The organism is Leifsonia xyli, assembly GCA_001647635.1.
In the GTDB taxonomy this organism is placed as follows: Bacteria; Actinomycetota; Actinomycetes; order Actinomycetales; family Microbacteriaceae; genus Leifsonia; species Leifsonia xyli_A.
Genome location: CP014761.1, coordinates 2239926 through 2265788 on the forward strand (window position 1 = coordinate 2239926; position 25863 = coordinate 2265788).

The 25863-nt window shown below is 69.3% G+C and carries 27 protein-coding genes and 1 pseudogene; 7 read left to right on the forward strand and 21 right to left on the reverse strand.

What is annotated here, in order from left to right; all coding sequences use genetic code 11:
* Positions 1–28: 28 nt before the first annotated feature.
* Both A0130_10995 and A0130_11000 read right to left on the reverse strand, forming a co-directional pair.
* On the reverse strand, positions 29–865 hold the full coding sequence (locus tag A0130_10995; GenBank protein ANF32133.1) for a flagellin: 837 nt from the start codon (positions 863–865) through the stop codon (positions 29–31).
* 95 nt (positions 866–960) lie between these two features.
* Positions 961–1773, reverse strand: a complete 813-nt coding sequence (locus A0130_11000; protein ANF32134.1) for a flagellar biosynthesis protein FliA — start codon at positions 1771–1773, stop codon at positions 961–963.
* A 389-nt stretch (positions 1774–2162) separates the two neighbouring features.
* Here A0130_11000 and A0130_11005 point away from each other — a divergent pair, with 389 nt between their 5' ends.
* From A0130_11005 to A0130_11020, 4 genes are read left to right on the forward strand one after another with little or no spacing between them, the layout of a single operon-like run.
* Positions 2163–2654, forward strand: a complete 492-nt coding sequence (locus A0130_11005; protein ID ANF32135.1) for a flagellar biosynthesis protein FlgN — start codon at positions 2163–2165, stop codon at positions 2652–2654.
* Positions 2654–4078, forward strand: a complete 1425-nt coding sequence (locus A0130_11010) for a flagellar hook-associated protein FlgK (protein ANF32136.1) — start codon at positions 2654–2656, stop codon at positions 4076–4078. The genes A0130_11005 and A0130_11010 overlap by 1 nt, the downstream gene beginning before the upstream one ends.
* Positions 4079–4080: 2 nt before the next feature.
* Entirely contained in the window at positions 4081–4965 is an 885-nt protein-coding gene (locus tag A0130_11015; protein ID ANF32137.1) for a flagellar hook-associated protein 3, read from the forward strand.
* Complete coding sequence (locus tag A0130_11020) at positions 4962–5345, forward strand: flagellar assembly protein FliW (GenBank protein ID ANF32138.1); 384 nt, start codon at positions 4962–4964, stop codon at positions 5343–5345. The genes A0130_11015 and A0130_11020 overlap by 4 nt, the downstream gene beginning before the upstream one ends.
* Positions 5346–5363: 18 nt before the next feature.
* Here A0130_11020 and A0130_11025 read toward each other — a convergent pair.
* Positions 5364–6634, reverse strand: a pseudogene (locus A0130_11025) (hypothetical protein).
* Positions 6635–6794: 160 nt separating this feature from the next.
* Here A0130_11025 and A0130_11030 point away from each other — a divergent pair.
* On the forward strand, positions 6795–7208 hold the full coding sequence (locus A0130_11030) for a hypothetical protein (GenBank protein ANF32139.1): 414 nt from the start codon (positions 6795–6797) through the stop codon (positions 7206–7208).
* Positions 7209–7237: 29 nt separating this feature from the next.
* Positions 7238–7783: a hypothetical protein gene (locus A0130_11035; protein ANF33397.1), complete on the forward strand. Its 546-nt coding sequence runs from the start codon at positions 7238–7240 to the stop codon at positions 7781–7783.
* An 18-nt stretch (positions 7784–7801) separates the two neighbouring features.
* Here the strand turns inward: A0130_11035 and A0130_11040 are convergent, their stop codons facing one another.
* The gene (locus A0130_11040; GenBank protein ID ANF32140.1) at positions 7802–8155 is read right to left on the reverse strand and encodes a hypothetical protein; all 354 of its coding nucleotides are present in this window, start codon (positions 8153–8155) and stop codon (positions 7802–7804) included.
* A gap of 16 nt (positions 8156–8171) precedes the next feature.
* Positions 8172–9485 (reverse strand): helicase, encoded by a 1314-nt coding sequence (locus tag A0130_11045; protein ANF32141.1) that lies wholly within the window; start codon positions 9483–9485, stop codon positions 8172–8174.
* Positions 9486–9579: 94 nt separating this feature from the next.
* On the opposite strand from A0130_11045, the gene A0130_11050 reads away from it, so the two are divergent.
* Positions 9580–10626, forward strand: coding sequence for a hypothetical protein (locus A0130_11050; GenBank protein ANF32142.1), 1047 nt, complete (start codon positions 9580–9582; stop codon positions 10624–10626).
* Here A0130_11050 and A0130_11055 read toward each other — a convergent pair.
* From A0130_11055 to A0130_11130, 16 genes are all read right to left on the reverse strand, one after another.
* A complete protein-coding gene (locus tag A0130_11055) occupies positions 10623–12575 on the reverse strand; it encodes a copper transporter (GenBank protein ANF32143.1) in 1953 nt (650 codons plus the stop codon). The genes A0130_11050 and A0130_11055 overlap by 4 nt on opposite strands.
* Before the next feature lie 143 nt (positions 12576–12718).
* The gene (locus A0130_11060; protein ANF32144.1) at positions 12719–13003 is read right to left on the reverse strand and encodes an integration host factor; all 285 of its coding nucleotides are present in this window, start codon (positions 13001–13003) and stop codon (positions 12719–12721) included.
* A 212-nt stretch (positions 13004–13215) separates the two neighbouring features.
* A complete protein-coding gene (locus A0130_11065) occupies positions 13216–13521 on the reverse strand; it encodes a 30S ribosomal protein S14 (protein ANF32145.1) in 306 nt (101 codons plus the stop codon).
* Positions 13522–13523: 2 nt separating this feature from the next.
* Entirely contained in the window at positions 13524–13691 is a 168-nt protein-coding gene (locus A0130_11070) for a 50S ribosomal protein L33 (protein ID ANF32146.1), read from the reverse strand.
* The gene (locus A0130_11075) at positions 13691–13927 is read right to left on the reverse strand and encodes a 50S ribosomal protein L28 (GenBank protein ID ANF32147.1); all 237 of its coding nucleotides are present in this window, start codon (positions 13925–13927) and stop codon (positions 13691–13693) included. Before A0130_11075 ends, A0130_11070 begins: the two co-directional genes overlap by 1 nt.
* Positions 13928–14067: 140 nt before the next feature.
* Positions 14068–14484, reverse strand: coding sequence for a transcriptional repressor (locus A0130_11080; protein ANF32148.1), 417 nt, complete (start codon positions 14482–14484; stop codon positions 14068–14070).
* 6 nt (positions 14485–14490) lie between these two features.
* Complete coding sequence (locus tag A0130_11085; protein ID ANF32149.1) at positions 14491–15378, reverse strand: ABC transporter permease; 888 nt, start codon at positions 15376–15378, stop codon at positions 14491–14493.
* Entirely contained in the window at positions 15375–16235 is an 861-nt protein-coding gene (locus A0130_11090; GenBank protein ANF32150.1) for an ABC transporter ATP-binding protein, read from the reverse strand. Before A0130_11090 ends, A0130_11085 begins: the two co-directional genes overlap by 4 nt.
* Positions 16232–17137 carry an ABC transporter substrate-binding protein gene (locus A0130_11095; protein ANF32151.1) on the reverse strand — a complete coding sequence of 302 codons (906 nt, stop codon included), beginning with the start codon at positions 17135–17137 and terminating at the stop codon, positions 16232–16234. Before A0130_11095 ends, A0130_11090 begins: the two co-directional genes overlap by 4 nt.
* 97 nt (positions 17138–17234) lie before the next feature.
* Positions 17235–18383 (reverse strand): hypothetical protein, encoded by a 1149-nt coding sequence (locus A0130_11100; protein ID ANF32152.1) that lies wholly within the window; start codon positions 18381–18383, stop codon positions 17235–17237.
* Between the two features lie 46 nt (positions 18384–18429).
* Entirely contained in the window at positions 18430–20055 is a 1626-nt protein-coding gene (locus tag A0130_11105; GenBank protein ANF32153.1) for a hypothetical protein, read from the reverse strand.
* A gap of 252 nt (positions 20056–20307) precedes the next feature.
* On the reverse strand, positions 20308–21735 hold the full coding sequence (locus A0130_11110; protein ANF32154.1) for a branched-chain alpha-keto acid dehydrogenase subunit E2: 1428 nt from the start codon (positions 21733–21735) through the stop codon (positions 20308–20310).
* A 44-nt stretch (positions 21736–21779) separates the two neighbouring features.
* Complete coding sequence (locus A0130_11115) at positions 21780–22739, reverse strand: pyruvate dehydrogenase (GenBank protein ANF33398.1); 960 nt, start codon at positions 22737–22739, stop codon at positions 21780–21782.
* A gap of 407 nt (positions 22740–23146) precedes the next feature.
* Positions 23147–24286 carry a pyruvate dehydrogenase (acetyl-transferring) E1 component subunit alpha gene (locus A0130_11120; protein ANF32155.1) on the reverse strand — a complete coding sequence of 380 codons (1140 nt, stop codon included), beginning with the start codon at positions 24284–24286 and terminating at the stop codon, positions 23147–23149.
* Between the two features lie 4 nt (positions 24287–24290).
* The gene (locus tag A0130_11125; protein ID ANF32156.1) at positions 24291–25400 is read right to left on the reverse strand and encodes an aminotransferase; all 1110 of its coding nucleotides are present in this window, start codon (positions 25398–25400) and stop codon (positions 24291–24293) included.
* 42 nt (positions 25401–25442) lie between these two features.
* Positions 25443–25856 (reverse strand): hypothetical protein, encoded by a 414-nt coding sequence (locus tag A0130_11130; protein ANF33399.1) that lies wholly within the window; start codon positions 25854–25856, stop codon positions 25443–25445.
* Positions 25857–25863: the final 7 nt, after the last annotated feature.

Here is a 25863-nt window from a genome sequence, read left to right on the forward strand (position 1 = left end):
TGGGGTCAGCGCCCGGCCGCCGTGCCTATCAGCGGAGCAGCTGCAGGACGCCCTGGTTGGACTGGTTCGCCTGAGCGAGCATCGCCGTGCCGGCCTGCGACAGGATGTTGGAGCGGGTGTACTTCACCATCTCCTCGGCCATGTCGGTGTCGGTGATGCGGCTGGACGCGGCCGAGAGGTTCTCCTTCGAGACGTTCAGGCTGCGCACGGCCGACTCGAAGCGGTTCTGCGAGGCACCGAGCTCCGAGCGGGCGGTCGAGATCGCGGTGATCGCGGTGTCGATCGCGGTGATGGTGGTGTTCGCCGTGGTGTTGTCGGTGACGACGAAGCCCGTGGCGCCGGTGGCGCCGGACAGCGTGCCGACCGAGGTGGCCACGTCGGCCAGGTTGACCGAGATGGTGTCGTTCGCCGTCGAGCCCGCGCCGACCTGGAAGTTCAGCGAGCCGCCCTTGAGGAGGTCGATCCCGTTGAAGTTCGTGCCGTTGGTGATGCGGTTGAGCTCCTTGCCCAGCTCGTCGGCCTCCGTCTTGATCGCCGCGCGCGAGGTCGCGTTGTTCGAGTCGTTGCCGCCCTGCACCGCGAGGTCGCGCATGCGCTGCAGGATGGAGTGGACCTCGGTGAGCGAACCTTCAGCGGTCTGCACGACGCTGATGCCGTCCTGGGCGTTGCGGGCGGCGACGGTCAGACCGCCGACCTGCGACTTCAGGCCCTCCGAGATGGCGAGGCCGGCCGCGTCGTCCGCCGCACGGTTGATGCGGAGGCCGCTGGACAGCTTCTCGAGCGACTTCGAGAGGTCGCCCTGCGTGTTGTTCAGGTTGCGGTAGGCGTTGTTCGCCGCGATGTTGGTGTTGATCTGCATACCCATGATGTTTCCTCCATGACTGGGTGGTGGTCCGCGGCCCTTCCGTGGTCCGCATCAGCCTCTATCGGCTGTCGCTGCCGTCCCGTTAGCGATGCGTCTCAGGACGCCTTCGCCGAGGTCGGCGACGTGGGGGAGAGGCGCGACACGTTCGCGACCGCGTGCTGCGCGAGACGCGCGAGATACGCGCTGCGCCGGGCCTGCGAGGTCTTCGCCTCGATGACGACGGGGTCGCCCTCGTCGGAGTAGTGGGTGGCCATCCCCTCGCGCATGAGGCGGATGGCCTCGGAGCGCTGCTGGGAGACGGCGGAGTGGGTGATGCCGAGCTCCTCGGCGATCTCGGTGACCGTGCGGTCGTCGAAGTAGATGGCTTCGACGATCATGCGCATCCGGTCGGGGAGCGCGGCGACGGCGGCGCGGACGTAGGCGGTCTGCTCGTCGGCGAGGAGCGCGTCCGCGGGGCCGGGGGTGTCGGCCACCAGCAGCGGCTCGATGGTCTCGTCGAGGGCGCTGACCGTGCGCGACGCGTCGGCCAGGCCGGCGGCGGCGGTCTCGCGGTCGACGCCGAGCGCGTCGGCGATCTCGTCGACGCTCGGGGCGCGGCCGAGGGAGGCGGTCAGGCTCTCCTGCACCGCCAGCGTCTCCTTGATGCGCTTGCGCGCACCACGGGTGGCCCAATCGGAGGCGCGGAGCTCGTCGGCGAGCGCCCCCACGATCCGGGTGCGGGCGTAGGCGCCGAACGGGACGCCGGTGCTCGCGTCGTAGGCGTCGGCCGCCTGGACGAGGGCGACCGCTCCGGCGGAGGCCAGGTCGTCACGGGACAGGTGCGTGGCGCGGGAGCACAGGTCGGAGACCAGGTAGCCGACGAGCGGCAGGTTCTCGACGACGAGCGCGTTGCGTTCGTTCCGGTTCACGCTGGGCGACCCCTCTTCATCGGACGGATACGTTGCGACGACCTCTTTCGGGAAGGACGTCTCTCGGTACTCGGGCGGTGCGGTGGACGCTCGGGCTTAGTCGGGTGCCGAGCGAGGTGCTAGGGGTCTTTCGTTGTTCACGGTAACAACTGGGGTTCGCTCAGATTGCATGCTTTCTGCCCCCATTACGGGGCAGCACGTACCCCCAGTACGGGGAATGCTGACAGTGTTCGCCATGCGGTAGGTCGTGATCGCCACGGGCCCGCGGCCGCGCCTAACATCGGGCGCAAGCGTGCCGATGGTCTGAAGAGGCGGGGACGACATCCACCGCACTTCAGACCCGAGGAGACCAGGTGCGCACATCGACTCACGAGGAAGTTGGTAGCGACATGGCCGCGAGCGAGCTCTCTGCCCAGCTGTGGAAGGAGCGCGAGCTGCTTGAGCTCCTGCTCTTCAAGCTGGAGGAGGAGCAGCTGCTGCTGATCGCCGGCAAGTCCCGGTGGATCTCGCACGCCACCCGTGAGGTCGAGCAGGTCATCGAGCGCATGCGCGCGGTCGGCCTGGCACGCACCATCGAGGTCGCCGCCGTCGCCGAGGAGTGGGGGATGGGTCCGGATGCGACCCTGCGCGAGCTCGCCACCGCCGCGCCCGACGGCATCTGGTCCGACATCTTCGGCTCCCACCTCGCCGCCATGACCGAGCTCACCGCCCAGATCGCCGAGGTGCGCGACACCAACGAGCGCCTGCTGCGCGAGGCCGCCCGCTCGACGCAGGAGACCCTGAGCTCGCTCTCGGGCGCCGGCGACGACCCCGGCGTGTACGGCGCGGGCGGCACCGGCAGCCTGGGCGACACCGCGCGCTTCTTCGACACGGAGGCCTGATGAGCACGTTCAGCGGCCTCAATACCGCCTACACCGGGCTCGTCGCCGCCAAGGCCGGGCTGGATGTGGTGGGCCAGAACCTGGTCAACGCCAACACCGCGGGCTACACCCGTCAGCGCGTCACCACCTCCGGCGTCCCCGCCCTGAACACGGTCGGGTTGTTCAGCGGGGGAGTCCGCCCCGGTCAGGGCGTCAACGTGGACGGCATCCAGCGGCTGGACGACGCCGCGGTCGACGCGCGCGTACGCAGCACCACCGCGCTCTCGGGGTATACGAACACCCGCGCGGCTGCGCTCGACGCGCTCGAGACGTCGCTGAACGAGCCGGGCACCAACGGCCTCTCCGCGTCGCTGCAGAAGTTCTGGTCGGCCTGGGGCGACGTCGCCAACCAGGCCGGGGAGCAGGCGCCCGCGGGCGTGCTGCTCGGGCAGGCGGGCAGCCTGGTCACCCAGCTGCAGACCGGCTACCGCGCCGTCGACGACCAGTGGACGGCACTCCGGTCGAACGTCGAGGGCATGGTGAACGACCTGAACAGCGCCGCGACCGAGGTCGCCGACCTCAACGGTCGCATCCGCTCCGCCCTCAACGCCGGCCAGTCGGCCAACGAGTTGATGGACCGCCGCGACCTGCTCACCACCTCCATCGCCAAGCTGGCCGGGGGAGTGGTGCGGCCGAACGACGACGGCACCGTGGATGTGCTGGTCGGCGGCAACGCGCTCGTCTCCGGCACCACGGCGAACGCCGTGAAGGCCGCCGGCGCGAATCGGATGGCCGACGCCGCAGGCGACCCGCCGCGGCTCGAGTGGGCCTACCGTCCGGGCGCCGCGATCGCCATGGAGGGCGGCTCGATCGGGGGCGCGCTCTCGACGCTCGCACCCGCGGACGCGAACGGGACCGGTGGCGTGCTGGCCGAGGCGGCCGCGAGCTACAACGCGTTCGCCGTCACGTTGGCGCAACGCGTGAACGCGGTCCACCAGACCGGCACGACGCCGACGGGCGCCACCGGCCTCGACTTCTTCGCCATCGACCCGACCAAGCCCGCCGCGCTCGGCCTCTCCGTCGTCCCGACGGGTGTCGGGCAGATCGCCACCGGCGCCGCGGGGGCCGGTGGAGCGGACGGCAGCGTCGCGGATGCGATCAGCCAGCTCGGCACCGGTGCGAACGCCGTCGACAAGCAGTGGTCGGCCTTCGTCGTCCGCGTCGGCGTGGCCAGCAAGACCGAGCAGCAGCAGTCCGACCTCGCTGACATGGCCACCAGTTCCGCCGTGAACGCGCAGCTGGCCGGAGCCTCCGTCGATCTGGACGAGGAGAACATGAACATGCTGTCCTTCCAGCACGCCTACCAGGGCGCCGCGCGCGTGATGACCGCCGTGGACGAGGCCCTCGATGTGCTCATCAACCACACCGGACTCGTCGGGAGATAGCCGTGATCAGCCGAGTGACGAACGCCACCCAGACCCTCAACGCGCAGCGCAACCTGCAGCTCAGCCTGCAGCGCCAGGCGCAGCTCTACGACCAGGCGACCAGCCGCCGACTGCTCAACAAGCCGTCGGACGACCCGACGGCCACGGCGAGCGCCATGGGCGTCCGCTCCGACGCGGCGGCCACGTCCCAGTACCAGCGCAACGTGAGCAACGGCGACGCGTGGCTGACGACCGCCGATTCCGCACTGACGTCCGTCGAGACGCTCATGCACCGCTTCCGCGACCTCACCGTCCAGGGCGCCAACGACGGCTCGATGTCGACCGAGGCCAAGGAGTCGATCGCGACCGAGCTCGACGGCATCAAGAAGAGCCTCCTGTCGCTCGCCAACACCACCTACCTGGGACGCACGGTCTTCGCCGGCAACTCGGACGCGGGCGTCGCCTTCCAGCCCGACTACTCGTTCACGGGAACCGCGGGAAGTACAGTGGAGCGCAGGATCGGCCCCGACACCACGGTGCGGGTGGATGCGGACGGAGCGGCGGCCTTCGGAACCGGCGCCTCCTCGGTGTTCGCGCTGATCGACAATGTAGCCAGCGATCTGCGGAACGGCGTCAATGTCACTCCGCGGCTGGCGCAGATCGACGACAGGATGAAGGCGATCGTGGGAGAGCACGCGGAGGTCGGCGGACGCCAGACCCGCATCGACAAGGCGAAGGACGCCCTCGCCGTCGGCGCGAACGCTCTTGAGGGCCAGCGCTCGTCGTTGGAGGATGTGGACCTCAGCAAGGTCATCCTCGACCTCAAGACGCAGGACGTGAACTACCAGACCGCGATCGCCGTCACGGCCCGCGTGCTGCAGCCGACCCTGATGGACTTCCTCCGATGAGCGCGGTCCGCTTCCTCGCGCCGCCGCCCGGCCTGGAGCCGCTCGATGACTTCACCCTCGACGCGGTCGCCGGCGCCGACGGCCTCTACACCCTCGCGTCGACCGAGCGCCCGGAGATCCGGCTGTTCACGATCGACGCCTCCCGCCACCTGCCCGGCTACTCGCCCGAGCTGCCGGACGATCGCGCTGCCGAGCTCGGCATCACGACGCCGGAGGAGGCCCTGCTCCTCGTCGTCGTGACGCCGTCGCACGAGGGCAGCACGGTCAATCTGCTCGCGCCGGTCATCGTCAACCGGGCGACGGGATCCGCCCTGCAGCTCGTGCTGGAGGACGACGCGTTCCCGGTGCGCGCCGAGCTCGCGTCGCTGGCGGGCGCGTAGCCCCCGACCGGCCCGGACTCAGCCGGCCTTCTTGGCGGGGCACGGCGCCGTCTTCTTCATGGCGTCGACCGTCTGCTGCTCCGACCAGGGCAGCGATGCCACGGCCTTGAGGCCCTTCTGCTTCGGCGGGAGCTTGGAGGCGATGGAGGCCAGGCGCTGCGCCAGCGACTGGGCGAACGGCGCACCGGGAGTCGAGTTGTTCAGGGCGACGACGACGGTCAGCCCCGACTTCGGGTCCGAGAAGACGGCCGACAGGTAGCCGGGCACCGCGCCGCTGCTCCCGCGCAGCGGGCCGAGCAGCTGGACGCCGAGACCGTAGCGCTGCCACGACTCGCCGTTGACCACCGCATCCACCTGCGCGGTGCGCGACTTCTCGCTCAGGAGGCTGCCGGTCGCCAGCGCCTGGCCGAACGTCTTGAGGTCGGCGAGGTCCGAGACCAGGCCCCGGAGGTCCAGCCGAGCGACGGCGACATCTTCGTGACGTCCCGCATCGGCTCGCAGACCACGGCGCCAGAGCCGTCGAGCCCCACCGAGTAGCCGACCGCATGGGGCCCGGGAGGCGTGAGCGAGCCGTTGTCGGGCAGAACGCTCTTGGTCATGCCCAGTCGATCGAACACGTACTCCTTGTAGAGCTGCTGCCAGCTCTTGCTCGTCGCGTTCTGCAGCGCCATGCCGACCAGGATCGCGTTGGTCGCCGAGGGACCGTACTTCTCGCCGGGCGTGCCGTACCGCTGCATCGCGATACCGTCGCTGGCGAGCTCCAGCGGGGGCCACTGGCGGGTCGGGTTCATCAGGAACTTCGGGTTCAGCGCCCCCGTGTGGTCGTTGATGCCGGAGGTGTTCTGGCACAGTTCGCGCATCGTCACGCCGTCGACGCCGACCATGCCGGGCAGCCACTTGGTGAGCGCGTCGTCCAGATCGATCCGGCCCTCGTCCACCAGCTCCAGGAGGACCGTGCAGGTCATCGGGGTCGTGTTCTGCCCGATGCGGAACGTCATGTCGGTCGTCACCGGCGTCGCACCCGAGCGGGTCGTCGTGCCCTGCGCCGTCGTCCAGCTGCCCGCCCAGGGCGCCCACACGCCCGCGAAACCGGCGGAGGCGTCGGCCAGGGTCATCGCGTCCGTCACGGCCGTCTCGAGCCGCTTCTCGACGTCCTTCGAGAATCCGCCGGGCTGCTGGGAGGGCGCGTCGGCACTTCCCGCGGACGACGTGCAGCCCGCCAGGACGAGAGCCACCAGCCCCGCGGTCGCCGCGAGCGCGAGCCGCCCGAACCTGGTGTCTCGTCGCATCCGTACTCCCCGCCTTCGGTGCTGCGTGTCCAGCGATTGTAACGTGCGGCAGATTCCTTGCCGTCGCGCAAGGGGCTGTGGCCGCAATCCGATTGGGACGACGCTTCGAAGGGAAAGTGAGGCGCGCGTCCGTGCGCCGTCCTACGGAAGGAACGACACAATGCGCAACTCACCGAATCGTCTGGTGGCCACCATCTTCGGTGCGGTCTACCTGCTCGTCGGTCTCCTCGGCTTCGCCGTCACCGGCGGCGTCGGCTTCGTCGCCACCAAGGGCGGCCTGCTGCTCGGCATCTTCGAGGTGAACCCGCTGCACAACATCGCGCACCTGCTCATCGGCGCCGCCCTGCTGATCGCGGGCCTGACGCGAGTAGCGGCGGCCAAGGCCGTCAACATCACCGTCGGAGCCGTCTACCTGCTGCTCGGCATCGTCGGCTTCTTCCTCGTGGGGACCGGCGCCAACATCCTGGCGCTGAACACCCCCGACCACTTCCTCCACCTCGTGAGCGCGATCGTCCTGCTCGGCACCGGCCTCGGCGCCGACCGCGGGACCCGCGCCACCACGGCCGCCGCCTGATCGGCGGGGCCACGGCTCCCATGAGCAGGATCACGGAGACGCTGCGCGTCGCCCCCGCCGCCTCGGCCCCTCGGGCCGTCGCAGTGGGCCCGGCGACGCGCGCGTTCCTCGCCGTGGCCGCGCTGGGGGCGGGGCTGCTTCATGCGGCTCTCGCCCCCAGCGCACCTCCTGCTCTCCTCGCAGCCTTCCTCGTGCTCGCGCTCGGCGAGCTGGTCTGGGCGGTCGCGACGCTCGCGAGGGACTTCCCGCCGGCGTTCCGTCTGATCCCCGCACTGGCCCTCCTGCCGGTCGGCATGTGGGCCGCGCTCGCCATCGCGGGCGCGACGGCCTCCGGCGGCACCGCCATCGCGCTCCCGCTCGTGCCGATGGGCGTCGCCTCCGTGCTCGATGTCGCGATCGCCGCGACCGCGGCCGTGATCGTCCGGCGCGGCCGTCGCGTCTCGGCCCCGAGCAGCTTCCTGCGCTTCTTCCTCGGCCTCGTGCTGAGCGCCTGCGCGGTGAGCGCGATCACCATCCCCGCGCTGACGCTGACGGATGCGGGCGTCGCCGCCGTGACGGTGCACCACCACCACTGACGGGCGGCCCCGCGAAGGTCAGCGGCGGGTCAGCGCGAACGACACGCTCCCGAACCGCACCACCGACCCCGGGTCGACCTCGTGCCGCGTCTGCGGATCGCAGGCGAACGTGCCCTCGCCGGGGTAGGTGATCGTCGTGCCGTTCGCCGAGCCCAGGTCCATGACCCAGAAGACGCCGTCGTACTGCCCGAAGGCGAGGTGCGCACGCGAGACGGATTTCGCGTCGTCCTCGACGGTGATCAGCTCGACGTGACCCGGGTCCTCCATCTCGGTGCCCGGGGCGTGCACGGCCGGGTTGCGGCCGATGACGCCGTTGCCGCTGGTCTCGACGTGCTGGCCGTCGCTGAAATCCATGACGAAGGTCACCGCCACGTCCGTCCCCTTCCGGTCATCGGGCCGCCGCCTGGGCGACCGGCATCGTCACCGGGCGCGCGTCGCGCATGAAGCGCTCGACGTCCGGGTCCACGGTGATGTCGCTCGGCCGCAGCGGCCGCGTCAGGTAAAGGCCCTCGAGCGTCGTGATGCGGCTCAGCGCCACATAGGTCTGGCCCGAAGTGAACGCGCGCGTGCCCAGATCGATGATCGCGGCGTCGTACGTCTTGCCCTGAGACTTGTGGATGGTGACCGCCCACGCCAGCCGCAGCGGGAACTGCGTGAACTCGGCCACCACGTCCTTCGTGAGCTTCTTGGTCTCGGGCGACCAGGTGTAGCGGAACTTCTCCCAGATCGCCGGCTCGACCTCGTGCACCTCGCCGTCGACATCCACGTAGACATTGGAGTCGATCTTGGTGACGGTGCCGATGGTGCCGTTCACCCAGCGCGGCCCGTCGCCCTGGCCGACATCGTTGCGCAGGAACATCACCTGCGCGCCGACCTTGAGCTCCAGCGTCTCGTCGGCGGGGTAGTTGCGGCCACCGAAGTCACCGCTGACCTCGGCCTTCGCGGTCAGGGCGCGGCCTGGGAGTCGGCCCAGCGCCTGCGCGTTGATCCGGTTGACCGTGTCGTTGCGGGTCGCGAGGGTGATCGTGCCGTCGTCCGGAGCGGGGCGCGCGCCGACCTCGTTCAGCCGGTCGGCGATCTCCTTCGTCACCTGCCCGTGCCGCACGGCGTTCAGCATGAAACGGAAGTCGGACTCGTGCTGCCGGTGCACCTGCAGCAGCTCGACGATCCGCAGGTCGGTCTCCTGCCAGACCTTCGCATCGAAGAACCACATCGACCGGTAGGTGTCGGCGAAGTACGCCCGCTCCTCGCTGTCGCCCGGCACGGGCGCGAGCTGGTACGGGTCGCCGAACAGCACCACCTGCACCCCGCCGAAGGGCTCGCCCGCGCGCTGCCGGGCCTGACGCAGGCTGCGGTCCACCGCATCCATCAGGTCGGCGTTGACCATCGACACCTCGTCGATCACGAGCGTGTCGATGCTGTTGAGCAGCTTGCGCAGCTCGGCGCTCTGGTCGATGGCGTGGTCGGCGATGACGCCGATCGGCAGGCGGAACAGCGAGTGGATGGTCTGCCCACCCACATTCAGCGCTGCGACGCCGGTGGGCGCGGAGATGACGAGCGACTTCTCGGTGTTCCACGACAGGTGGTTGAGCAGCGTCGACTTGCCGGTGCCCGCGCGGCCGGTCACGAAGACGTGCTCGCGCGTGTTCTCGATGAGGTCGAAGACGGCCTGCTGCTCGGACGAGAGGGAGAGACGGCCCATGCCTTCCCCTTTCCGACTCGCCCGGCATGCCGGACTACTCTAACCCCGCGAGAGGCGCGACGGCCGCTCATCCACAGGACCCTAGGATGGCTGCATGGCTGTGGGGGACTCGCGCACGCTCACGCGCGTCGTCCTGCTCTGGTCGGGCATCGGCGTGCTGCTGATAGCGGCGTTCGTCGCCGCGCTCGGCGCGGTGCAGCGGGCGTACTACAGCCCCACCGGGTTCGTCGGCGCGTTCGCCTCCTCGATCGCCGCGCATCGGCTGACGGACGCGCTGGCGATGCCCGGTGCCGCACCGACGGCGAGTGCGCTCGAGGCCGCCGCGCTGCCCACCGGAGCCTCCACGGAGCTGCTCCGGTCGGACATCCTCCCCGCCATCCGGGATGTGACCGTCGCCTCCGACACCGAGGGATCGGACCGCGTCCACACCGTCGTCGTGAAGGCGACGGCCGACGGCCGGCCGGTGACCGCGTCCTTCCGCGTGCGCCAGGCGGGGTCGGTGCTCGGGGTGCTTCCCACGTGGGAGTTCGCCTCCACACCGGTCGGGGTGTCGCGCATCACCGTCGCGCACGCGGACGACTTCCGCGTCGGACGGCACACCGTCAGCCCGCGGGCCGCCTCACCGGACCAGCCGGCCGGCGCGTTCAGCGTCTCGGCCGACTACGTCGTCGCGCCGCTCGCGCCGCTGCGGCTCTCGCACACGTCGACCTACGTCCGCGCGGCGCCCGTCGCCACCTCACCCGAGCCGGGCACGGTCACCGAGACGGTCGTGGACGCCCAGCCGACCCGGGCCTTCACCGCCGAGACGCAGAAGCAGGTGAACGCGTTCCTGGACGCCTGCGCCGCCCAGAAGGTGCTGCAGCCGGCGGGCTGCCCGTTCGGCGTCGAGATCGACGACCGCGTCCAGGGCGACCCCTCCTGGTCGATGGTGGCCTACCCGACGGTCGAGCTCCGCCCCGGGGACGACGCCTGGGAGACCGGACAGATGGTCGGCGTCGCCCACATCGACGTGACGGTTCAGTCGCTGTTCGACGGAACCGTCTCGCATCGCAGCGACGACGTGCGGTTCGCAATGAACCTGAGCCGCGTCACCGTCCGCCCGGACGGCTCGCTGGCGATCGTGGTGGCGCAGGGACCCTAGCGGACGGCCCGGTCGCGGTCGGCCATGCGCGCCAACCGCTCGTTGTACGCCTGCAGCTCGGCGTCGCCGGTGCGGTCGGCGTTCCGGTCGCGCCGTTTCGTCTCGCGCTCGTCGCTGCGGCTCCACTGGACGGCCACCACGATCGCCAGGATGACCGTCGGGATCTCGCCGATGCTCCACGCGATACCGCCGGCGGTCTGCTGATCGACCAGCGGGGAGTCGCCCCACGTGCGGCCCATCGCGCCGAACCAGTCGGCGAGCATCAGGCCGTGCATCTGCATGATCGACAGCCCGAAGAAGGCGTGGAACGCCATGGTCAGCAGCAGCAGGAGCAGCCGGAACGGATACGGCAGCCGGTACTTCACCGGGTCGATGCCGATCAGCGACTGCACGAACAGGTACCCCGTGATGAGGAAGTGCACGATCATCCACTCGTGCCCGATGTGGTCGGTCGTCGCCCAGCGGAAGATCGGCGTGTAGTAGAACGCCCACAGCGACCCCGCGAACAGCACAGCGGCGACGATCGGATTGGAGATGACCGCGGCGAAACGGGAGTGCACCGCGAGCAGCATCCACTCGCGTCCACCGCGCGAGCCGTCGCGCCGCTTCCGGATGGCCCGGGCGGCGAGCGTGACCGGCGCGCCGGGCACCAGCAGGAGCGGGACGGCCATCGTGAGGACCATGTGGGCGGACATGTGCGCCGAGAACAGGTACTTCTCGTAGACGTTCACCCCGCCGTTGGTGATGTAGAAGAGGAGCGCGATGCCCAGCGTCCACAACACCGTGCGGTAGATCGGCCACGCGTCGCCGCGCCGGCGCAGCCGCCAGACGCCGGCGAAGTAGAAGAACAGCGCGAACCCGCACGCGAGCACCCAGAGCAGGTCGAAGTTCCACGAGGTGAACAGGCGACCCCAGGTCAGCTCGGGAGGCAGCTTCTCTCCCGTGAGGATCTCGGCGGGCGTGGGCGTCGCCGCCCGCGTCTGCGGAACCGGCGTCACCGTCCGTGCGAGCGCAGCCGCCACACCCGAGGCGATGCCCATGAACGCCAGCTCGGCGACGACGATCCACCAGAAGCTGCGCGGCTCGCCGGACGCCTTGAGCCGGCCGATGAGGTAGCGGCGCTGGGTGAGGCCGAAGAGCCCCAGGACGACGAGAGCGGCGACCTTGACCAGCACCAGGATGCCGTAGGGCGTGGCGAGCTCGGCGAGCGTCCCCACCCGCAGCTCGGCGTTGACGTAGCCGGAGGCCGCGACCACCACGAAGCAGATGAGCGCGACGGTGGAGTAGCGTTCCAGCACGGTGACCAGACGGCCGCTGCCGAGGGTCTGCTTGACGACGACGAGCGTGACCAGACCGCCCAGCCAGATCGCAGCGAACAGCACATGCAGGCCGAAGGAGGTGACGGCGGCGTCGTGCCCGGCCGCCTCAGCGCTGTGCCCCTGCTGAGCCATCGGCACGACGGTCGCCATGGCGAGCAGGGTGACGAAGGCGATCGCGGTCTGATTGCGGACGGCGAAGCAGAGAACCGTGACCGCGGCAGCGATCAGTGTGATGCCGAGCCAGGCCTGGCCCAGCGAGACGCTGGTGACGAACGAGCTCAGACCGTTGGTGAAGGTCGCATCGAACGACCACGGGACGTTCGAGACGCTCACGAAGGTGAAGAGCCCGGTCACGGCGGCGGCGACCGTCATGACGCCGGCGCTCCCCGCGGCGAAGTCGAGCGCCTTGCCGTACTCGTCCCGGTCGGGCGAGAACGCGAAGCAGGCCAGCACGAGTGCTCCGACGGTGCCGGCGAGACTCAGATTGACCACGAGGGTCGCGGCGGGAAGCCCCCAGCGCACCAGCGCGCCCGGGTCCGCGAGCAGCGGAGCGTTCGCCCCGCCTCCGAACGCGAGCGCGAGGATCATGGCCGCGACGCCTGCGAGGAGCAGAGCGGCAGGGCCGATCACGCGGAGGATTGGTGGCACCCGTCCAGCCTACGTCCACCCTCCTGGACGGCCGCCCACAGTGCGTGAGCCGCTGACGCGATCAGAGCAGATGCGACGAGGGCGGCACCGCAACGCGGCACCGCCCTCGACAAGCGTTGCGAAGACTACTTGACGGCAGCCTTGAGCTTCGAGCCCGCGGTCAGCTTGACGCGGTGGCCGGCCGGGATCGAGATCTCCTCGCCGGTCTGCGGGTTGCGGCCGGTGCGGGCAGCGGTCTCGCTGCGCTCAGCGGCGAGCCAACCCGGGATGGTGACCTTGCCGCCCTTGGCGACGGTCTCGCTGATGGTGCTGAAGAACGCGTCGACGACGCTCGAGACGGTGGCCTGGCTCTGACCCGACGCCGCAGCGACGGCAGCAACGAGCTCGGTCTTGTTCAGGTTGTCAGCCATTGAGTGTCCTCCTCGGACCTTGTGCTGGATCTACAGCTTCTGTGTCTAACGGTTGAGGCCACACTGGGCCGTTACGTTTGGTCGGTTGACCGCCTCGAATGTATCAGAAACCCCCGGAAACACGCGGATTTCCGGGGGTTTTAGACGCTGGAAACAGCAAAAAGGGCGCCCGGCGGATGCCGGACGCCCTCAGAGCATGCACTCGGGCCGGATTACCAGCTCGACTTGGTGATGCCGGGCAGCTCGCCACGGTGCGCCATGTCGCGGAAGCGCACGCGGGAGATGCCGAACTTGCTGAGGTTGCCGCGGGGACGGCCGTCGACGGCGTCGCGGTTGCGGACGCGGATCGGCGAAGCGTCGCGGGGGAGCTTCTGCAGGCCGACGCGGGCGGCCTCACGGGACTCGTCGGTGCCGTTCGGGTCGACGAGAGCCTTCTTGAGCTCCGCACGCTTGGCGGCGTAGCGAGCGACGACGACCTTGCGCTGCTCGTTCTTGGCGATCTTGGACTTCTTGGCCATGATTAGCGCTCCTCTCGGAAGTCGACGTGCTTGCGCACGATGGGGTCGTACTTCTTGAGCACGAGGCGGTCGGGGTCGTTGCGACGGTTCTTCTTGGTCACGTAGGTGTAACCGGTGCCCGCCGTCGAACGGAGCTTGATGATCGGACGGATGTCCTGCTGCTTCGCCATCAGATCTTCTCCCCACGGGCCAGGAGGTCCTTGACCACGGACTCGATGCCACGGGCGTCGATGACCTTGATGCCCTTGGCGCTCAGGGTCAGGGTGACGTTACGGCGAAGCGACGGAACGTAGTACGTCTTCTTCTGGATGTTCGGGTCGAACCGGCGCTTGGTGCGTCGGTGCGAGTGCGAGATGTTGTGACCGAAGCCCGGAACGGCTCCCGTCACCTGGCACACTGCTGCCATTGCTTTCTTCTCCAATACCGTGATGCCAGGCGGCACCACCCAAGGTCACTTGTCGGCGCACGACTTCCCCTCTTCGAGAAGCAGGGGGTTTCGTACACGGCTAACGGAGTGGGAGGAGCCCACTCAGCCAAACAACCATGCTACGGCATGGAGGCGGGGCCGGCCAAATCGGCTTTGGCCGTGCACGCCGCGCAGAGGCCGAAGACGTCGACGACGTGCTGCGCCTGCGTGAAGCCGTGCGCAGCCGCCGCCTGACGGGCCCACTGCTCGACCGCATCCGCCTCGATCTCCACCGTCAGGCCGCAGTTGCGGCAGATCAGGTGGTGGTGGTGGCCGGTCGTGCACGCTCGGTACAGGCTCTCGCCCTCGGGCGACTGCAGCGAATCCGCATCCCCCTCGGCGGCCAGGTCGGCAAGAGCGCGGTAGACGGTCGCCAGCCCGATCGGCGAGCCGGTCTCGTGGAGGCTGAGGTGCAGTCCCTGCGCGCTGATGAAACCCTCCGTCGAGGACAGAGCCTCGCGGACGGCCTCCCGCTGCCAGGTGTTCCGCTTCACCATCCCAGGCTAGCCCGCCTGGCTCACGAGTCGCCGTGAAGTCGCGGCCGTCCGTCGGCGCGCGCGGCGCCCGCCGACGATTCGGCACACCACGTAGATGAGGAACGAGATCGTCGTCACGTACGGGCTGATCGGGAGCGCGCTCCCGAGTGCGAGCAGGATGCCGCCGACCACCGAGACCAGCGCGAACACCACGCTGATGATCGGAACGCCGAGCGGCGAGGACGAGATGCGCATCGCCGCGGCCGCCGGCGTGACGAGCAGCGACAGCACGAGTAGTGCGCCGACGATCTGCACCGAGACTGCGACCGCCAGCCCGAGCAGGACCATGAACGCCAGCGCGACGAACCGGGTCGGGATGCCGCGGGCGGCGGCGACGTCCGCATCCAGGCTGTCGAAGGTCAGCGGACGCCACATGAGCAGCAGGGCGATGAGGACGATCGCGCCGATCACCAGGAGCGACCCGAGCTGGGGGTCGTCGACCGACACGATCTGCCCGGTCAGGAGCCCGAATTTGTTCGCGCTGCGACCGGGATAGAGCGCGAGCGCCAGGATCCCGAGGCCGAGCCCGAACGGCATGAGGACGGCGATGATCGAGTTGCGGTCGCGCGCCCTCGCTCCGAGGACGCCGATCAGGACTGCCGCGATCAGGGATCCGACCAGGGATCCGACGACGACGTTCACGCCGAAGAGCAGTGCGATGGCCGCGCCGGCGAAGGACAGCTCGCTGATGCCGTGCACCGCGAACGCCATGTCCCGCTGCATGACGAAGACGCCGATCAGGCCGCCGACGATGCCCAGCACCGCGCCCGCGAAGATCGAGTTCTTCACGAGCAGGAGCAGTTCGCCGTAGTCGGTGAAGTCGAACAGCTGCGACCAGAGGTCCATGTGCGTCATGCGGCCGGCTCCGGGTGCGCGTCGCGCGTGTGCGCGTGGTGGTCGTGGGTCTCGGCGTCGGGGATGCCCACCACGACGATGCGGCCGCGGCTGCGGATGACGTCGACCGGCGTGCCGTAGAGGTCGGTCAGCACGTCGCTGCGCAGCACCTCGTCCGGTGTGCCGGTGCGGAAGCGGCCGCCCGCCAGGTAGAGGACGCGGTCGACCATCCCGAGCACCGGGTTCACGTCGTGCGTGACGAAGACCACCGCGCTGCCGTGATCGCGGCGGCGGCGGTCGATCAGCTCGCTGACGCCGCGCTGGTGCTGGAGGTCCAGGGAGAGCAGCGGCTCGTCGCAGAGCAGGAGGGCCGGGTCGCCTGCGAGGGCCTGCGCGACCCGGAGCCGCTGCTGCTCGCCGCCCGAGAGCGAGCCGACGGGCGTGTCGGCGTAACGGCGAGCACCGACGGCGTCGATGAGGCGGTCCACCTGCTCACGATCGCTTCGACGGGGGAGCGGGAGCCCCCAGCGGTGTCCGTTCACGCCCAGCGCCACGAGGTCGCGCGCGCGCATCGGGGTTCCGGCGGGGATCAGCTTCTGCTGCGGGATGTACCCGATGCGCCGGTCGCCGCGCCGGACGGCGTGCCCCTCGAACGCGATCTCGCCGGAGTCGAGGTGCTGCTGTCCGAGGATCGTCTTCAGCAGGCTCGTCTTGCCCGATCCGTTCGGACCGAGGACGGCGACGAACTCGCCGGCGTGGACGTCCAGGTCGAGCCCGCTCCACAGCGTCCTGTCGCCGAAACCCAGGGAGGCGTCACGCAGGCGCAGCACCACCTCCCGGTCGGAGGGCGGCGTGACGAGGTCGAGAGGCTCGGTCACTTCGCCAGAGCCGATCCGACCGCGTCCAGGTTGGACTGCATCCACTCGACGTAGTGCTTGCCGACGGGAAGCGTCTCGGTCACGGGGACGACGGGGACGCCGTTGCTCTTCGCCGCCGCGAGCACACGCTCGGTCTCCGCCCCGGTGGTCTGCTCGTTGTAGGCCAGCAGCTTCACCCGGTGGCCGCTGAACAGCTCCAGCGTGTCCTTAAGCACCACCGGGGAGACGTCGTTCTCCTCCTCGATGGCGGCGCTGAACTTCTCCGGCGTCTTGTTGACCAGCCCGATCGCGTCGAGCATGTACAGGGGGACGGGCTCGGTGATCGCGACGCCCTCGCCGGCGTGCTCGTCCTTGAGCTTCGCTTCGTCGGCCTCGAGCGCGTCGAGCTTCTGCGTGAAGGCGGCGGCGTTCTTCTCGAACGTCGACTTCTGGTCCGGATCGACCTTCGACAGCGCGGCGACGAGCGCGGCCGTGAACTTCTGGATGGTGGGGAAGTCGTACCAGACGTGCTCGTTGAGCTCGCCGTCGGTCGCCGTCAGTCCCGACAGCTCGACGACGTTCAGCACCGTCGTCCCGTCGTTCTTCGAGCCCTTCAGCAGCGTCTGCATGTAGTCGTCGTAGCCGCCGCCGTTCTCGATGACGATGTCGGCCTTCGACACGGCGAGCTGGTTCTGCGCGCTGGCCTCGAACGAGTGCGGATCCTGCGCGGGGTCGTTCATCAGCGAGGTGACGTGGATGGCGTCGCCGCCGATCGTCTCGGCGATGTCGCCGTACACGTTGGTGCTCGCGACGACGCGGAGGGTGCCGTCGTCGGAGGCCGACGACGCCGAAGAGCAACCGGCGAGCGCCAGCGCGGTCGCGGCGGCGAGGGCCAGGGTGGAGACGAGGGAACGCGTCTTCATGGAGGAGCCTGTCTAAGTCGCCGAGGCGACGTCGAGGAAGCACCCGCGGTCGCGGGCACCGGCTCAGGCTACGTCTTATTGAAAATGATTGTCAAATTCAATCGACAGTCGCCTCGACCGGTCGTGGCGATTCGTTGTGACCCCGGGTCCGTCTTCGCGCGGAGAGAGAGGTCGCCGCTGCGATCACGGCCACGAGCCCGTACAACAGAAGGCTCGGAAGAACCGCCACAAGGGCAGAGTACTTGTCGACCAGCACGCCGACGGCGAGCGCCGCGATCGAGGTGAGCCCGGACGACAGCAGCGAGACGACCGAGGATGCCCCAGCTCGGCGATGTGCCGGTACGACCTCCTGGAAGCTCGCCGAGCAGTAGACGCTGATCGCGACGTGGGCGACGACGTGAACACCGAAGCACACGAGGATCACGGCAGGAACGTCGCAGGAAGCGAACACCAGGATGGCCACCGCGTTCCCTCCGATGAGGGCAAACAGGGTTCCGCGGGGCACACGTCGTCCGGACATCAGTCTTCCGCCGATAACGCCGGCGGCTTTCATCACGGCGAATCCCAGGAGCACGGCGGTCAGGGAGCAAGCTCCTAGCCGAAGCTGCCAGAGGATCAGAGGAGCGATCAGTGCGGCATTTGCAAGGATGGAGAGCCAGGCCCTCGGGTGCGCGCTGAGCGCGCCCAGCCCTCGAAGATACCGGCGGAGCGGCTCGGACTTCGTTCGAGCGGACACTCGCCGTGGCCGGCCGACGAGGAAGACGCAGCCGGCGGCTGCCATGCAGGTCGCTCCGGCTAGCCAGATGGTCCTGGGGTCGATCGCGAACACGGCAGCGCCGATCACTCCACCGGCGAGCGACGCTGCGGCACTGATCCAGGCGATCCGGCCAATCGCGATCCGCTGCGCCGACGGTTCGTCGCTGAGCCGATTCAGCACGTACGCCGTCGAGGTTCCGGTCATTGCTGCCGCCCCGACGCCGGCCAGAACCTCTGCCACCGCGTCGGCCCCCACTCCCCAGGAGAGGAAGAACAGCAGCAGGGCAGACGTCCGTACGAGGTTGCCAAGTTGGATCGCCAGCCAGTGCGAGCGACGATCGAAGACGACCGCGGCGGGAATCTCCGAGACGGCCACGGAGATGTTGAACACTGCGACCAGCGCGCCGATCGTCGCCGGCGAATAGCCCTTGCCCTGGAAGTACAGGTTGTCGACAACTGCGAAACAGCCCACCCCGGCAGCCGACAGCATCAGGAAGGCCCAGATGGCCGATCGTTCACGTTTCACTTCTGGTACCTCACATGAAGAGGGGTCCGGTGTAGGCCGTCGCCCGCTCATCGTTGCCGTCCGCCCAATCCCGAAAGCGCTCGAGCCGCGGGAAGTACAGATCATCCAGGGGCAGGATGCGATCGCCGATGACCCGGACGGCCGCGAACGTGGCTGCATCGACGAAGGTGTGGCGGTAGAACTCGACGCCCGCTCCGGACGCACGCCGGAGAACCTCGGCCAGCGACTGCGCCGGATCCCCCTCACCGCTGATCCGTTGCGAGTCGGACCGCCAGGACACGCTGTGGACGGGGTCAGGCTCGAAGAAGGAGCTGAACATCGGACGCGCCGCGCCACTGAACCACAACGACCGCATGTCGGTGATGGACGGCCCTACTTCCCGCCCGGTGTCGAGCGACCGCATCATCTGCGCTGCTTCGATCACTGCCTTCCGCAGCGCTGCACCCAACGTCGTAGCCGCGCCCATTCCTCGAGCGGTCGCTGAGCCGCCGGCACCCGCCGGTCTTGCGAGGGTGACGTGTACGACGGGCACGTTGAAGGGGTTCGCGAGAACCCCGGCCCGGAGCCGGGCTCCTGTCGATCGCGCGAGTTCCAGCGATAGAGGGTGATCGTCGACGTCGAGTGCCGAGATCGTGCGACCAGTGCGCGCGTAGAACCAGAACGCATCGCGTTCGATCAGCTCCAGCACGGCTTGCAAGGTGGCTTCGACGAGCGATGCCCCGACCGCGGCGCCCGTCGTGCTGCTCGGGGTGGAGGAGCGGCGCCCGGCCGCCGGCGTGTAGGGGGCGTACACCAGGCTGGCGGGGAAGGGCCGCGGTCTTGCCCCGGTGAGGGAAGCAAGCATCACGTGATCCACGAGATCGCGCGAGCCGATGGGCACCGGCTCACCGTCGAAATCGCGAGCGTCTCCCCACGCGGCCCGGCTGATCCCAGCCGCCGGAATCGCCACGATCGGAGCATCCGGTTCGTCGAACCCGCCTGCTACCGCGAAGCGCTCGATCCCCTCGCCAAGGCAACTGGCGAGCGCTTGCTCACGAGTCGCCCCCTTCCCTCCTACCGGAGCGAACGTCTCCGCTTCATCGAGGAAGATCGCCGAGTCGGCGGTGCAGATTCCCTGCTCGTGTACGAGCGCGGGATTCAGGAGCACGGACGCGAACCCGAACCATCCCCGGTGCGCTGCCACGAAGGTCTCGGGGCTCGCCGATCGGGGGATACCGCTGCAAGAATCCCCGTGACATTCCCCGGCGGTTGGACCAGCCTGGGCTTCCGGAAGCAGCTGCCGACGCGCGGCTCCCGTTCGGCGGCATTCGGCACAGTCGGGCCAGGGCGCGATGACCGACCAGTTCTGCCCGATGCTCGCATTGGTGATGGCGAGAGCGACTCCGTGCCGAGCGGCTTCCTCGACCGCATCGACGCTCTCGGATGCGCTCAAGGTTCTGTCGTGCCCGTCCACCCGGGACCAGAGGATGTCGACCTTCCGCTCGAAGCACTTCGCGCACGCACCATGCGCGTTGCCCACCGCGAATATGCGGCTGTCTCTCGGGTGCGTGAAGGTGATCGACGGTTCGGTCTGGTGATGGCTTCGCAGAGGTGGCATCGGGAGGTGACGCCCGATGGCCTCGAGAATGGATTCCATTTCGATTCGGGAGGGACGTGCGGATCGACGCTTCCACGCCGATCCGCACGAGACCTCATCGGGTCACGTAACCGCCGGCCTGGCGAGTGGTGTATCCACCGGCCTGACGGGTCGTCCCATCGTGCGAGATGACGTCGTCCAGAATCTCGGAATTGATCACTTGATTTCCTTTCGTCAAGGCGCATGAGCGCCTCTACGAAGGTAGCAATCGTGATATCTGAGCGTAAACGTTTGTATTTAGGTTTGTATGCCTCAGTCGAGAAGCAGCGCAGGCTCCTCGATGATGGATGCGACGTCGGCGAGGAACCGCGACGCGACGTCTCCGTCCACCACGCGGTGGTCGAACGAGGCGCCGAGCGTCGTGACGAAGCGCGGACGCACCTCGCCGTCGACCACCCATGGCTTCTGCTTGATCGTCCCGAGCGCGACGATGCCCACCTCGCCCGGGTTCAGGATGGGCGTGCCGGTGTCCATCCCGAACACGCCGATGTTCGTCACGGTGATGGTGCCGCCGTTCATGTCGGACGGGGGCGTCTTGCCGTCGCGGGCGGTCAACGTGAGCTGCTCGAGGCTGCGGGCCAGCTCGAGCAGGGTCATCCCCTGCGCCTCCTTGACGTTCGGCACGATGAGGCCGCGCGGGGTGGCGGCCGCGATGCCGAGGTTGACGTAGTGGCGGACGATGATCTCCTCGTCCGTCCACGTCGAGTTCACGGTCGGGTTGCGGCGTACGGCCCAGATGATCGCCTTCGCCATGATCAGCAGGGGCGACACCTTGACACCGGCGAAGTCGGGCGAGTTCTTGAGCCGCTTGACGAACTCCATGGTGCGCGTCGCGTCCACATCGACGAAGAGGCTGACGTGCGGGGCGCTGAACGCGCTCGACGTCATCGCGTTCGCGATCGCCTTGCGCACGCCCTTGACCGGGATGCGCTCCTCGCGGTCGTCGGGCCACTCCGGGGTCTGGATGTTGCGGAAGACGCTCGCCTGCGTCGCCTCGCGGAGCACGTCGTCGCGCGTGATGTCGCCGATGGGCCCGGTCGGCGTCACCAGGGTGAGGTCGACGCCGAGGTCCTTCGCGAGCTTGCGGATCGGCGGCTTGGCGATGACCGGGCCGGACGGGCGCGGCCCGGGCGCAGCGGCCGCGGCAGGCTGCGAGGGCGCGGCGACGGGCGACGCGGGGGCGGCCTGAGGCGCCGGGGCAGCAGCCGGTGCCGCGGGCGCGGGGCTCTGCGCGATGCTGCCGGAGAACGAGACAGGGAGGGAGGCAGTGCCGGGGTGGGTCACCCGACGACGACGGCTGGTGCCGTGTCCGGCGGAGCCGTAGCCGACGAGCACGGCCCCGGCCTTCGGCTCCTCCTCGTGCGAGACCGTCGCGGCGGCGTCGGCGGCGACCTCCTCGGCAGGCTCCGGCTCGGGCTGCGGGGTTTCGGCTGCCTGGCCTCCCGCGGTGACGGTGAAGATCGGCGTGCCGACCTCGACCGTCTGACCCTCGGTGACGAGGAGCTCGCCGACCGTCCCCTCGAACGGCGACGGCAGCTCGACCAGCGACTTGGCGGTCTCGATCTCGACGATGACCTGGTTCACCGCGACCTGCTCGCCGGGCGCGACCTTCCACGAGACGATCTCCGCCTCGGTCAGGCCCTCGCCCACGTCGGGCAGGAGGAACTGGGACTCGCTCATGTGCGACTTCTCTCTGTCAGGGGCGCCCGGATCGGGGCGCGGCGTCAGTACGCCAGCGCCCGGTCGACGGCCTCGAGGATGCGGTCGGCGTCGGGGAGGTAGAGCTCCTCCAGCTTCGCCGGCGGGAAGGGGATGTCGAACCCGGCGACGCGCAGCACGGGCGCCTCCAGCGAGTAGAACGCCTTCTCGGTGACGGTCGCCGCCACCTCGGACGCGACCGAGACGTTCCCCGGCGCCTCCTGCGCGATGATCAGGCGGCCGGTCTTCTGCACGGAGGCGATCACCGGACCGTAGTCGACGGGGGACAGCGAGCGGAGGTCGACGACCTCCAGGCTGCGGCCCTCCTCGGCGGCGAGCTCTGCCGCGCGCAGCGCGACGCTCACCATGCCCGCCCACGCGACGATGGTCGCGTCGGTGCCGGTGCGGACCACGCGGCTGGCGTGCAACGCCGTCGGGTTCTCGTGCAGGTCGACCTCGCCCTTGGGCCAGTAGCGGCTCATCGGCTCGAAGAAGATCACCGGGTCGTCGGACCGGATGGCCTCCTGGATCATCCAGTACGCGTCGTGCGGCGTCGACGGAGCGACGATCCGCAGGCCGGCGGTGTGCGCGAAGTACGCCTCCGGCGCCTCCTGGTGATGCTCGACCGCACCGATGTGGCCGCCGTGCGGGATGCGGATGACCACCGGGAACGGCATGCGGCCGTTGTGCCGGTTGGTCATCTTGGCGAGCTGCGTCGTGATCTGGTCGAAGCCGGGGAACACGAACCCGTTGAACTGGATCTCGAGCACCGGGCGGTACCCGCGCATGGCGAGACCGATCGCGGTTCCGACGATGCCGGCCTCGGCGAGCGGGGTGTCGATGACGCGCTGGGGACCGAACTCCTGCTGCAGACCCTCGGTCACGCGGAAGACGCCGCCGAGCGGACCGACGTCCTCGCCCAGGATGATCACCTTGGGGTCGTCGGCGAGCGCGCGGCGCAGGCCGGCGTTCAGCGCCTTGACCATCGGCAGCGACTGGATGCGCGGTTCGGGAAGCGCATCGACCGGAGCCTCCGACGGCCCGGTGCCGTCATGCTCGGCGGCGGCGGCCTCCGCGCCCACCTCCGCGGACGCCTGGGCGTCGTCGTGAGCCGTCGCGGCGGCCTCCGCGGGAGCCTCGGCCGCAACGTCCTCGGTCGCTTCTGCGAGCTCCGCCGCCTCATCGTCGATCATGAACTCACGCGTCCACTCCTGCTCTGCCACGTGCTCCTCGAGCACGCGCGAGCCGGGCTCGCTTTCGATGATCTCGACGACGTCGATGGCCTGGGTGTCGAGCGAGGTGCTGTCGATCGACGACTCGTCCGCGTGGTCCGCTTCGGGCTGCCCCTCGATCAACTCGGCCTCCACGTACTCGGCGTCGCTTCTCACGTCGCTCATGCGTCACCTCCGAACGACGCCTCATAGTCTTCGAGCCAGCGTCGCTGCTCCTCCGTCACGGGATGCGGCTCACTGTAGACGTGCTCGAACATCGACGCGACAGAGGGCGTTCCCAGCTGCAGCGTGCGGCGACGGACATCGGCGGCGAGATCGGCCGCCTCCTCGTCCGCACTGTCGAAGAACGCCTGCCCGACGCCCTGCTGCTCGAGGAAGACCCGGAACCGCACGATCGGGTCACGCTCGGCCCAGTAGGCCTCCTCGTCGGCCGTCCGGTACTTGGTCGGGTCGTCGCTCGACGTGTGGGCGCCCATCCGGTAGGTCAGCGCCTCGATCATGCTCGGGCCCTCGCCGCTGCGCGCGTCGTCCAGGTGCTTCGCGGTGACCGCGTAGGCGGCGAGCACGTCGTTGCCGTCGATCTGCACGCCCGGGATGCCGAAGCCGCTCGAACGCAGGTAGAGAGGAGTGCGGGACTGGGTGCTGACCGGCACGGAGATCGCCCAGTGGTTGTTCTGCAGGAAGAACACCTGCGGGGTCTGGTAGCTCGCCGCGAAGACGAACGCCTCGCTCACGTCACCCTGGCTGGTGGCGCCGTCGCCGAAGTAGACGATGGATGCCGAGTCGCGGGTGTCGTCGCCGGTGCCGACTGCGCCGTCGAACTTCATGCCCATCGCGTAGCCGGTGGCGTGGAGGGTCTGGGAGCCGATCACGAGCGTGTAGAGGTGGAAGTTGCCCACCGCCGGATCGGTCGGGTCCCACCCGCCGTGGGTTACACCGCGCAGGAGCTCGATGATGCCGACCGGGTCGATCCCCCGGATCATGCCGATGACGTGCTCGCGGTACGACGGGAAGAGGTGGTCCTGCGGCTTGGCCGCGTGCGCGGAGCCGACCTGCGCGCCCTCCTGGCCGTGGCTCGGAACCCAGAGGCCGAGCTGACCCTGCCGCTGCAGGTTGGCCGCCTCGTGGTCGAACGCTCGCACGCGGACCATGTCACGGTAGAAGCGTCGGTAGTCGTTCTCGTCGAGTCGCTCCAGATAGGGGAGGTACTCGGCCGACGTCTCGCTCGGCTGGAAACGGCCGTCAGCGGTGAGCAGCTGGACCGTGTTCGCCGGGCGCGGGATCTCGTTCGTCGCAACCACCGTTCTAACCTAACCGCTTGCCTGGGTGCCCATTTGGTAGGTTCCGCACAATTTCACCGGCGACCTGGAGGAGTTTCTCTACAGACTCCTCTTCGCCGACGCTGATGCGGATGCCCTCCGGCGGGAACGCGCGGACCGTGAGCCCGGCGTCGAAGAACGCGTCGTTGGCGGCAGCCGTCTGCTCCCCCGTGGCCAGCCAGACGAAGTTGCCCTGCGCCACCGGCACGTTCCAGCCCTGCTCGATGAGGGCGTCGCGCAGGCGGTCGCGCAGCATCGCGATGCGCGCCACCCGCTCCATCAGCTCGTCCTCCGCGTCGATGGATGCGAGCGCGGCCACGCGTGCTGCATCCGTGACGGACAGCGGGATGGCGGCCGAGCGGGCGGCATCCAGTACCGGTGCGGGACCCACCGCGTAGCCGACGCGGAGTGCCGCCAGCCCGTAGGCCTTCGAGAACGTGCGCAGCACGACCAGGTTGGGGTAGCGGGAGAGCAGCGGGATGCCGTCGACCGCGTCGTCGTCGGTCACGAACTCGTAGTAGGCCTCGTCGAGCAGCACCAGGAGGTCGGAGGGCACGCGCGCCATGAACGCCTCGAACTCCGCCGCGGTCACCACCGTGCCCGTCGGGTTGTTGGGGGAGCACACGATCACGACACGGGTGCGGTCGGTGATCGCGTCGGCCATGGCTTCCAGCTCGTGGCTGCCGTCGGCGCGGACCGGCACCTGCACGCTCGTCGCGCCGGACACCGTCACCAGGCCCGGGTAGGCCTCGAACGAGCGCCACGCGTAGACGACCTCGTCGCCGACGCCGGCCGCCGCCGCGATCAGCTGCGCGAGCAGGGCGACCGAGCCGCTGCCGAGGTGCACCTGGTCGATGCCGACGCCGTGCCGCTCCGCCAGCCGTGCACGCAGATCGCCCCCGGTCGCGTTGGGATAGCGGTTCAGCTCGCGGAGGGTCGCCGCCACAGCGTCCACCACCGAGGGCAGAGGCGGGAACGGGTTCTCGTTGCTCGACAGCTTGAAGCCATCGGCCGGCGCCGGTCGCCCCTGCCTGTAAGGAGGGACGCTGACGATCTCCGGACGGAGCTTCACGCCGAGCGTGTCTTCGGAACTCACAGACCCAACTTAGCCGCGCCCGCATACCCCGAGGGGAATCACCTAGATCTGTGGATGGCGCCGAAGCATGGTGAGACGAATGGAGGAGTTGAGGAAGGCGAGCCCGACGAGCACGGGAAAGACGGCCGTCGCGCCATCGTCGAAGGTCCGGGGTGGTTCGATGACGAGCTGCACCACTCCGAGCAGATAGACGCCGGACAGCCACCAGCCCGCAAGGGGTCGTGCGGTGAGGCGCCACCACGCCCGCGGCGGCGCGATGGGCTCCCCGGGCCCGCGGAACGACCGCGCGACCGCGATCAGCAGCGCTGTCGACACGAGGCGCAACAGGATCACTCCGAGTGCCCCCGTCAGCACCGGACTCACCATCCAGATGATCACGGCGTTGAGCGCCGTCATCACCACCAGGACGGCGAACTTCTGGCCCGGGTTCATCACGCGCAGCGGCCACCAGCGCATCGGAGGA